General features: G+C 39.7%; 6 protein-coding genes. 3 read left to right on the top strand and 3 right to left on the bottom strand.

What is annotated here, in order from left to right:
- Positions 1-103: 103 nt before the first annotated feature.
- Both QMA08_RS18210 and QMA08_RS18205 read right to left on the bottom strand, forming a co-directional pair.
- Positions 104-772 carry a DUF2987 domain-containing protein gene (locus QMA08_RS18210; protein WP_290175175.1) on the bottom strand — a complete coding sequence of 223 codons (669 nt, stop codon included), beginning with the start codon at positions 770-772 and terminating at the stop codon, positions 104-106.
- Positions 765-1,571 carry a glucosaminidase domain-containing protein gene (locus QMA08_RS18205; protein ID WP_039488203.1) on the bottom strand — a complete coding sequence of 269 codons (807 nt, stop codon included), beginning with the start codon at positions 1,569-1,571 and terminating at the stop codon, positions 765-767. Before QMA08_RS18205 ends, QMA08_RS18210 begins: the two co-directional genes overlap by 8 nt.
- A gap of 248 nt (positions 1,572-1,819) precedes the next feature.
- Here QMA08_RS18205 and QMA08_RS18200 point away from each other — a divergent pair, with 248 nt between their 5' ends.
- The gene (locus tag QMA08_RS18200) at positions 1,820-3,112 is read left to right on the top strand and encodes an anti-phage deoxyguanosine triphosphatase (RefSeq protein WP_290175174.1); all 1,293 of its coding nucleotides are present in this window, start codon (positions 1,820-1,822) and stop codon (positions 3,110-3,112) included.
- 87 nt (positions 3,113-3,199) lie between these two features.
- Here the strand turns inward: QMA08_RS18200 and QMA08_RS18195 are convergent, their stop codons facing one another.
- Entirely contained in the window at positions 3,200-5,356 is a 2,157-nt protein-coding gene (locus QMA08_RS18195) for a prolyl oligopeptidase family serine peptidase (protein WP_290175173.1), read from the bottom strand.
- 164 nt (positions 5,357-5,520) lie between these two features.
- On the opposite strand from QMA08_RS18195, the gene QMA08_RS18190 reads away from it, so the two are divergent.
- Together QMA08_RS18190 and QMA08_RS18185 are read left to right on the top strand one after the other, a co-directional pair.
- Positions 5,521-5,835: a DUF962 domain-containing protein gene (locus QMA08_RS18190; RefSeq protein ID WP_039488198.1), complete on the top strand. Its 315-nt coding sequence runs from the start codon at positions 5,521-5,523 to the stop codon at positions 5,833-5,835.
- A 669-nt stretch (positions 5,836-6,504) separates the two neighbouring features.
- A complete protein-coding gene (locus QMA08_RS18185) occupies positions 6,505-9,075 on the top strand; it encodes a TonB-dependent receptor (protein WP_290175172.1) in 2,571 nt (856 codons plus the stop codon).
- Positions 9,076-9,137: the final 62 nt, after the last annotated feature.

Below are 9,137 nucleotides of genomic sequence, written 5' to 3'. Positions count from 1 at the left end.
GTTAGTTTCCTAACTACGGATTTTGCATGATCGTTTGGATCGGTCAACCGGTCATTTTCTTAACTGATCGGCATTAGGCTAAATGCCGCTTTTTATATGTGGGCTACTTAACAATCCAAGGCGTTACTTTAATAACCTGCGATATATCGCCAAGTGACGCGGTATCATCTTCCCAGTTATCTTCAACCGCAAAATAACACACAGACTTTTCGCACGTTATGCTCTTATCATCAAATTGCATTGGGCTTTTAAATGTAACCGCTACGCCCTTTTGCTCTGGTAATAAAAACCACATTAATTTACTTACAAAAAAGCCCGATAAATCAGTTAACAGCTCATCAAGTTCTTCGTTAATGGTATATAACGACTGCTTTGAAAACGTTAAATCTTCAAGTTCGTTTGCTTCTATTTGAAGTTTTAATTGGCAATCATGATCTGGATTTTGTGGCTGCACCACAATAACAGCTTTATCTGTATCAAGTTGCTTATCGAACGGTAATAGTAGCTGTGCTTTATCGGTAAAGTTAAGTGGGTACTCGTTTCTTTCAGTTAAAATAGTGCCGCTTTTAATGGCACACGCTTCGTTAGTTGCTATATCACTTATATAAAAATTAACTCGCGCATATTGAAAGTCACCTTTGTTAACAACTTTTAATCGGTCATAAAAACCGTCATACGACATAACAAATTCTCTTGCATTAACATTAAATGCACTCATGCCCAGCAGCACTAACGCAATGGCGTTGGTGCAATTAAAAATGTATTTATTCATCAAAGTAGGCTCTATTTTGGCTAATCATCGTGTTTAGCTCTTCTATATACGCTTCACCGCGCTCAGAGTAAGACATTAAACCATGTGTAAGTTCAGTCGCTAAAATTGGTTTTTGCTCAAGACGTAAGTTTTCACGTATTGCGCGCAAATCTTTATAAGCAGGATGCGTATTTATGTTTTTAAAGTAAGAGTTTATAGCAGCTCTAACCGATTTAAACGCAGCAACTTCGTGTGCAGCTCCAGTATTACGGCGTTTTGGTACCATGCCACAACCTTTTGTGTAACACCACTGACCAAAAAAGTTAAGGCCAATACGTGCAAAACGCGATGTGCCCCACGCAGATTCATTTGCAGCTTGCATAAGCGCTAATTCTTTAGGAATTATATCAACACGGCGTAGTGCTTGCGTAAGTATTAGCGTATCAATGGTGGTTGGTAAGCCGTACGACTTTAATATTGCTGCAATATCTTTGCTTTGCTTTTTTTCTAAAGGTAATTCGTTTTGTAGCATCATGCGTGCTATTTCAAGCTTAGCGCGTTGCTGTAATATTTTTTTGTTTTCGGCTTCAACGTGCGGACGAATAAAGCTAAAAAATGCATGTTTTTTTTCTTTAACATCACTAAATTCTGAAAACTTTGGCAGTTTTACATTATGTAATGGTTTTTCTTTTTTCTTCACTTTTTTTGGTTGTTCTGACGTTTGTTCATCTAGTTCAACATCGTCACTTTGTATAAACGGGTAAGCAAGCGCCCATACAAAAAACACGGTTAGTAAAAGCTTAAAAATCGTTTTTAACATGTATTCTCTCTTTGAAACAACAACTATGCATGGTTAATACACAAGCATACGAAGGCGCATTATACCTAAGCCACTTTATAAACGCGAATAACTGGGGTTTGATGACCTTTTACGGTTGAATTTTCAGCAATGTATTTGGGTTTTAGATAAAACAGAGCCTATGTAGTGCATTTGTTCATTCGCAATTTATAAGTCCATGGGTATACTGAGCAAAGTTTAATAATATTAACTATGTGTGAGTAAGCAGTATGGATAAACAATGGCAAAGCCGAATAATAGAGCAATATAAACATCGTCCTAACGATAATCGCTCGCCGTGGCAGGTCGATCGTTCGCGTATTATTCATGCAGCTGCATTTAGGCGTTTGCAAGCTAAAACCCAAATTATGGGCATTGGCCTAAACGACTTTTACCGCACTCGCCTTACCCACTCTTTAGAAGTATCGCAAATTGGTACTGGCATATTGCGCCATTTAAAAGCGCAACATAGCGACTTTACGCACTTTCCATCAACCGGACTGCTCGAAACATTGTGTTTGGCGCACGATATTGGCCATCCGCCTTTTGGTCATGGTGGTGAAATAGCGCTAAATTACATGATGCGCGATCACGGTGGTTTTGAAGGTAACGCACAAACACTGCGCATAGTTGCAAAACTTGAGCCCTACAGTAATGGGCACGGTATGAACCTAACTCGTCGTACTTTATTAGGTTTTATAAAATACCCCGCGTTTATTAATACGCTTTGGCATACCATTCCCGATGCCACAACCGGTCGTGCATTTATAAAAGCGGATGATTGGCGCCCTGCCAAAGGGTTATACAACGACGATGCAGCCATATTCAATTGGATAGTAGAACCACTGAGTCAAAACGATAAAACATTGCTAGGTAACCATGCCGCTATTGATAAGTACCGCGCTAAAACAACGTATAAATCGCTCGATAGCGCCATAATGGAGCATGCCGACGATATAGCATACGCCGTACACGACTTAGAAGATGCCATTGCAACCCACGTACTCACATTAGACGATTGGCAAACCCATGCTCTGCCCCATTTAAAAGCACTAAACTTTGACTGGCTAAACGCCATGCTTGAATCGCTGACCCAGCGCTTGTTTTCAAAAAATGATTATGAGCGAAAAGATGCCATAGGTGAGCTGGTTAATACCTTTATTATTCATATACATTTGGATATTCAAAACGATGACTTTGAATGCCCTATTTTAAAGTACACCGCTAAATTAGATGCCCAATACGACAGTGTATTGCAAATACTTAAGCATTTTGTGTTTCAACGTTTAATACGCGACCCCGAAATGCAACAAATAGAGTTCAAAGGTCAAAACTTACTCATAGAGTTATTTACCGCGTTTGCTAGCGATCCGCTGCGCTTATTGCCCGAAACAACACAAGCACAATACATAGAAGCACAAAAGCAAAACCAAGGGATGCGTATAATTTGCGATTATTTGAGCGGAATGACCGACGAATACGCTTATAAAACGTATCAACGATTGTTTTCACCTATGCAATAGCTAACTGCTAACTACTAACAAACACTAAAAGGCCGAGTAAATTTAATTTACTCGGCCTTTTTAGTTTTTATATTTAGTTGGAACGTTTTATAAAGATTTTACGCCCATGTTATATAACGTAAAACCAAATATATCAGCGTACTGCTCAATTGTTTTACTCGTTGGTGTACCTGCACCATGCCCCGCATTTGTTTCTATGCGAATAAGCGTTGGATTATTACCCGTTTGCTTTGCTTGAAGCTCAGCGGCAAACTTAAACGAATGCGAAGGGACAACGCGGTCATCATGATCGCCAGTTGTGATCATAGTCGCTGGATACTCAACACCTGCTTTTACATTATGAAGTGGTGAATAACCTTTAATGTATTCAAACATTTCTTTGCTTTGCTCACTGGTACCGTAGTCGTATGCCCAACCAGCGCCCGCAGTAAATGTATGGTAGCGCAGCATATCAAGTACACCTACAGCAGGTAGTGCCACCTGAAATAAGTCAGGGCGCTGCGTCATCACTGCACCAACTAACAAGCCACCGTTAGAACCACCACGAAGTGCTAAGCGCTTTTTAGATGTGTACTTTTTATCTTTTAAGTACTCAGCTGCGGCAATAAAATCGTCAAACACATTTTGCTTTTGCAATTTAGTGCCTGCATTGTGCCAGTCTTTACCGTACTCACCACCACCGCGAATATTAGCGACGGCGTATACACCACCTTGCTCAAGCCATACTGCATTAACGGGGCTGAAGCTTGGCGTTAAACTAATATTAAAACCACCGTAACCGTATAAAATTGTAGGGTTTGAACCATCAAGCTTAATGCCTGTTTTATAGGTAATTACCATCGGTATTTTAGTACCGTCTTTAGATGTGTAAAACACCTGCTCAGACGTGTAATCATCACTATTAAAATCAATAGCCGACTTACGATAAACACCCGATTCACCCGTAGCTACATCAAACGTATAAGTAGTACCTGGTGTTTTGTAGTTAGTGAACGAATAATAAAGCGTTGTTTGATCTTTTTTACCGCCAAAACCGCGTGCTGTACCCACGCCTGGTAATGTAATTTCGCGAATTAGCTCGCCTTTTTTGTTGTACTGTTTTACCTGCGAAATCGCATCAACCATATAGTTGGCAAAAAAGGTATCGCCACCTTTTGTAAGATTTAGTACGTTTTTGGTTTCAGGAATTAAATCAACCCAATTTTCTGGGCTTGGGTTGCTTGCATCAACCGTCACTACTTTTTTGTTTGGTGCATTAAGGTTAGTAACTAAAAACAGTTTGCTGCCTTCGTTATCAATAACTGATGTATCTGAATCAGTATTTCCTACAACCGTTACAAACTCACTGTTTTGCTTTGTTAAATCTTTTATAAACAGTTTATTGCCTGAGGTAGACGTACTTGCCGAAATAAGTAGGTAGCGGCCGTCATGGGTTACATCAGCGCCAACATAGCGATGTTTTTGCGCATCAGTTTCACCAAATACAACTTGGTCAGCAGATTGAGCTGTGCTTAACTTATGGTAATACACTTTATGTTGATCTGTTTTAGCCGAAAGCTCACTACCTTTAGGTTTTTCATAGCTTGAATAATAAAAACCTTCGTTGCCTAACCAATCAATGCCACTAAATTTAACATCAACAAGTGCTTCTTCAACTTGCTCTTTAGTTTTTGTATCAATAACTATAATTTTACGCCAATCGCTACCACCTTCAGATATTTGATACGCGAGCAATGATCCATCTTTTGAAAACGATAAACCCGACATAGACGTCGTACCATCTTCACTAAACTTGTTTGGATCTAAAAATACTTCAACGTCGCCGCCATCTTTACTGCGATATAAAACATATTGATTTTGCAGACCATCGTTTTTATAAAAATAGGTGTAATCGCCTTCAGTAAAAGGAGCGCCTACTTTTTCGTAATTCATTAGTTTTTCAAGGCGCTGTTTTAACTTATCGCGATAAGGAATTTGTTCTAAATAAGAAAACGTTAAATTGTTTTGCGTTTTAACCCAATCGGCAGTTTCTCTGCTCATATCATCTTCAAGCCAACGATATGGGTCACTAACGGTTTCTTCAAAGTAAGTGTCAACCACATCGCCTTTTTTTGTTTCTGGGTATATAACTGCGTTAACTTGCTTCATAGGTGCTTTTACTTCTTCTTGAGTTACCGTATTAGTTGGCTCTGAACAGCCGCTAAGCGCTACAATTACAGCACACGCTAGAGTATGTTTAAACATCCTGAGTTCCATTCTTATTTATTAATAGTGCGCCTAAGTTATTAACTTTTAGCCCTTTTGTCTATTTAGATGCGTTAAGCGCCATTTATCGCTGTAAACAAATGTAAACTTACGCTTTAATAGCACGACCCTCATTAAAATAAAAAACAATAAAAGAGCACACTATGCAAAGTACAAACCCCACGTTTAAAAGCTTTAAAGCTTTCTATCCTTATTATTTAAAAGAGCACAGCAACGTGACTTGCCGCCGCTTACATTTTATAGGAAGCACCCTCGTTCTTGCTGTAATCGCAATAGCATTATTAAAACAACACTACAGTTTATTGTGGCTATTACCTGTTATTGGATATGGGTTTGCGTGGGTCGGACATTTCTTTTTTGAAAAAAACCGCCCTGCTACTTTTAAACACCCTTTTTACAGTTTGTGGGGAGATTGGGTAATGTTTAAAGATATGCTTGTTGGAAAAATTAAATTTTAACACTATTTTTAGCATTCTTTTTTATACCAATTACTTATAAAAACAAAATTGCTTCATGCTTTAAAGTATAGGTTCTAATAAGTAGTACATAATTTATAACACACCCATTAAATGTTAATTCAGTTAACATTTAATGGGTGTGTTTTTGTTTTATATTTTCAAAAATATTTATAGCTCAACAGTTGTTTATTGCCAGCCCAATAAAAACGGCTTCCTACAAATAATTAGTTAAATCTACCAACCTCATCTTACCAGTTAATTAAACGTTAAATTTAATTTTTAAATATAATTCATTATCCATCAATTACTTAGCAATCACCTTCGCTATATAACTAAAACAATGGTCATTATAAAAAACAACCAAATGTAATTATAAAAAACCTTAAATTAATTGAATGTTATTCAATTGACTGACTTTGTTAATTAAGTATATGTTCAAGGTAACAAAAAAGTTTATACCAATCCGCTTAATTAAGTGATCTATTTTGAGGATGGAAAAACGTGTTGATAGCTAGGCAAAAAATTCGCTATTTAGTTGCTCTAAATGAGAATTTTTTAACGCAGGTAACGGCACGTTTAGCCCCTAAAAATGATTAAGTATTATTGCGGGTTGGTATTAATCTTTTTGTTCAAAACTAAAATAATTCAATGGGTATGGGGAAATACAGCATGAATAGAAAACCGTTATTTAAATTACAGCAGTCGGTACCACAAATATTACTCGCCATGAGTGCATCAGCTGCGCTACTTGGTTCGCTCTGCGTAAATGCTGCAGAGCAAGACACCAAAGCAGAAGAAAACATCGAACAAATAAGCGTAATTGGCTCTCGCCGATTAGGCCGTACAGTAGAAGACAGCGCAGTACCCATCGATATAATTGGCGCAGATGCACTTAAAAATTCAGGCTTTACTGAAACGAATGCCCTACTTAGCAATTTATTACCCAGCTTTAACTTCCCGCAAGCATCACTTACTGATGGTAGTGACCATGTACGCCCTGCTCAACTTCGTGGCTTAGCCCCCGATCACACTTTAGTGCTTGTTAATGGTAAGCGCCGCCATAGCAACGCATTACTTAACTTAAATGGCTCAACGGGTCGTGGTTCATCATCTGTTGATTTAAATGCGATACCTGCAAATGCTATCGACCGCATTGAAGTATTACGTGATGGCGCAGCAGCCCAATATGGCTCTGATGCTATAGCCGGTGTTATTAATATTGTGCTTAAAAGTGCCAGCAGCGGTGGTTCAGTTGCGGCTATATATGGTGCTAACGTAACCGAAATGGACGGTGTACCACAGCTTGAGTCTGTATCTGAAGGCAGTGATGGTAATTTAGCCTTTACCGAAGGGGGCGATCGTTCTTTAACCGACGGCCAAACACTAACGCTGCAAGGTAATATGGGTTTTGAACTTGGCGATAATGGCTTTTTAAACATTTCAACAGAATACCGCGACCGCCATTCAACAAACCGCTCTGACTACGATAACCGTGAAAACTACGCACGATTAGATGATGGCTCTCTCGACCCACGTGAACTTACCGTAAATCGATATAACCATAACTTTGGTAATGGCGATGTAGAAGACTTTTCAGTGTTTTATAACGCGGGGTATCAATTAACAAACGAAGTAGATTTATATTCGTTTGGCTCTTACAGCAAACGCGAAGGCGAAGGCGGTGGTTTTTATCGCCGTGCAAGCGATAGCCGTAATATAGAAGAAGTTTACCCTGATGGCTTTTTACCTGTTATCACCTCAGACATAGATGACTTTTCACTGGCACTTGGCGCTAAAGGTTTTGTAAGTGAATGGAATTACGATGTATCGGCTGTATATGGTCAAGATGCATTTGAGTTTGGTGTTATAAATAGCTTAAATACCTCATACGGCCCTACTAGCCAAACAAGCTTTGATGCAGGAACACTTACCTACGATCAACTTACTTTAAACGTTGATTTTAGCCGCGAAGTAGACGTCAGCTTTTTAGAAAGCTCGGTAAGTGTAGCTGTAGGTGCTGAGTATCGCCGCGAAGGATACCAAATAGATGCAGGCGAAGAAGCTTCATATGCACAAGGCACATTTGGCCCAGGAGGCGCAGTAACCGACCCTGTTGATGGCCCATTTGGCGCAGCGGGCGCACAAGTATTCCCAGGGTTTACACCCGAGTCTGAGGGCGATAATAGCCGCCATAACGTGAGCTTGTATATAGACCTTGAAACCTACCTAACCGACGATTGGAATTTAGCGGTTGCCGCCCGTTATGAAGATTACTCAGACTTTGGCGATACACTTAACGGTAAAGTTGCGACTCGTTATTCATTAACTGAAGACTTAGCGCTGCGCGCCTCTGTATCAACTGGTTTTAGAGCACCTTCTTTGCAGCAACAATACTTTACCTCAGTAGCCACTGTATTTGTTGATGGCGAACCAACCGAAACAGGTACGTTCGCACCAAGCAGCGATGTAGCAAAAGCACTGGGCTCACCGGGTCTTGATGCTGAAGAAGCAACAAACTACGGCGTAGGTTTTACATGGTCTACCGACTTTAATTTCAGCTTATCGGTTGATTACTACCAAATATTAATTGATGACCGCATTGTGTTATCAAACAACTTATCGGGCGATGCTATTGCCGATTTACTTCAAGGCACAGGTGCTAACCAAGGTCGTTTCTTCTTAAATGCAATTGACAGTAAAACCCGTGGTGTGGATGTGGTTGCCTCTTATAATGTAGCAACTGATGGTTATGGCGATTTAGCCTTTAACCTAGGTTACAACTACGGTAAAAATGAAGTAACAAATATTATCGACCCACCAGCAGAGCTGCAAGGTGCAGGGTTTGATCAAGACAACTTGTTCTCAGGCACTGAACTGCGTCGTTTTGAAGTAAGCACACCGCGTAATAAGTACAACTTAAGCGCAACGTGGACTAACGACGACATACGTACAACGCTTAGAACAACACGTTACGGTGAAACTCAAGACCCTTCAGATATCCCAGAACGTAACGAAGTGCTTAAGCCTAAATGGATAACCGACTTAGATGTCGCCTACTCGCTTAGTGAAAACTTATCGCTGAGCTTAGGGGCTAATAACATTTTTGATGTTTACCCAGATGCAACCCGTGAAAATGTTGACGATGTAACCACCTTCTCTCGTTTATTTGCTTACTCTAGCTTCTCGCCGTATGGATTTAACGGACGCTACGTGTACGGCAAAATAGAAATGAAGTTCTAATAAGCGCAGCTTAAAGTAACCAAACACACAAAAGCCACCGATTAGGTGGCTTTTTAATGCAA

The sequence above is a fragment of the Pseudoalteromonas sp. APC 3355 genome, from assembly GCF_030407615.1.
Classification (GTDB): Bacteria; Pseudomonadota; Gammaproteobacteria; order Enterobacterales; family Alteromonadaceae; genus Pseudoalteromonas; species Pseudoalteromonas distincta.
This window is presented reverse-complemented; position numbering and strand designations above follow the sequence as displayed.